Here is a 1,588-nt window from a genome sequence, read left to right as displayed (position 1 = left end):
AATACTGATATATTGCTGGAGTTATAAAGCTCCAATCCAGGATGAACCTGTGCGTAAGGAATTTGCCCTTTGGGGACGGTAGTAGATGCCGAGTCCTCTCCTCTAAATTCGGAGGCAAGGCTGGCATTAATGCCCCGGTAATCCAGACCGGTCGTACCAATCCCACTGTTGAACACGAGACCCGATACTTCCACGTAGTTTGAATTTTCAATATGCAAGTAGCTGTTTCCTTTAATAATGGCTCCGCCCTGATCTGCTGCCGTAATTCGAATCGGAAGCGCGGCCGTACCTTGCTTGTCCTTGATCACAAACGGACCGTTCTGCTCATAGGACCCGCTCTTCAGTCTAATTTCGATTCCCGGCTTTGCCTGATCCAGAGCTGTTTGCAATTGCTCTGCCGTACTGACATTGATAATTTCCAATGCAGGAGGCGGTCCTTCCGCAACATCGCCGGCTTGTGGTGGACCTGTAGGCTCTTCAGGCTCTACAATGACAGGAGGTGTCCCCGTATACATAGCTAATTCCGTCATGCTGTTCCAATTGCCCGAGCTACCGGCAGCGGTATTGCCGTATCCGACGAACCGCAAATAGCGAGCTGTCGCCGGTTTATCCAACACATAAGGCTGCAGCAAACTATCTGTGGACTGGAGTGAGCGGCTTTTTCTTTTTGCGAGCAGCAAAGTACTTGTTGCAAAATTGGGATCATTCGATTCCAGAATTTCAAAGACGGACTGTCGTTCTCTTGCGTTCAGAAAGGCGATTTGCAAATAGGTAACGGCTTGGGGCTGCCCCATATCGAACTGCAGCCACTGCCCCTGTCCCGATGCCGACCATCGGCTCTCCGGATCCTCCCAATTACCGTCAATCACATTGGCAGGCACGTAGTTCGTGTTCGGCTGGAAGGAGCTTGCTGTCACGGTGCCTCTGTTAAGCTCGATTTTGCCGTCTGATCCGACGGCCAGCTGCCGGATGATATCTACCCTATATACATTGTTAGAGCTTCCGTTCGACAGCTCGATCTTAAGCTTGTTCAATCCCGGCACAATCGGCACTTGGGCAGGGTCTGTGATCACGGAATCTGCCTGTAAATAATTAGTTAAAGTCAGATTCACGCTAATACCGGTGTTCGCTTGCGCAACGATTTTAACGTTATCCGTTTGCTGTGGAACCACAGATTCATACCCGTTTGTTTTACTCGGCAGAAAGCCGCTGAGCACATTCTGGGCTCCGTTCCATATCTCCAACTTCGTCAATTGAATATCGGGCAGCTTTTCCGCAAAGGTAAAGTAGGAACCGTTGGCCAATGATGCTTCGGCAACAAAATATGAAGCCCCATGAAGCGTAGCCTCGACCATTGGCGTTGCTGCTGCATTACCGAAATTGCTATTATCGCTTGTCAGAAGCACGCCGCCGAGCGGAATCAAGCTGGTCGGTACAGCCACTTGAACTACGCCGACACTATCTGTATTTTGCACCTTCCAGGTACGTGCCAGCCGTTTATAACTTGTTCCATACGGAATTCCCTCATCTTGGCTGGCATTATCGCCCCAGATCAAATATTGCTTATCGGACAGAGCTTGCTTGGCAG

1 protein-coding gene is annotated in these 1,588 nt (G+C 50.1%); it reads right to left on the bottom strand.

All coding sequences use genetic code 11. The features are described 5' to 3' along the window. Positions 1-1,588, bottom strand: a 1,588-nt coding sequence (locus BP97_RS39250) for a discoidin domain-containing protein (RefSeq protein ID WP_197035571.1), incomplete at both ends; no start/stop codon positions are given.

Origin of the sequence: Paenibacillus sp. UNC451MF (assembly GCF_000686845.1) — a bacterium.
Classification (GTDB): domain Bacteria; phylum Bacillota; class Bacilli; order Paenibacillales; family NBRC-103111; genus Paenibacillus_S.
The sequence above is the reverse complement of the archived record's forward strand: the minus strand, read 5'-3'. Positions and strand labels throughout refer to the sequence as shown.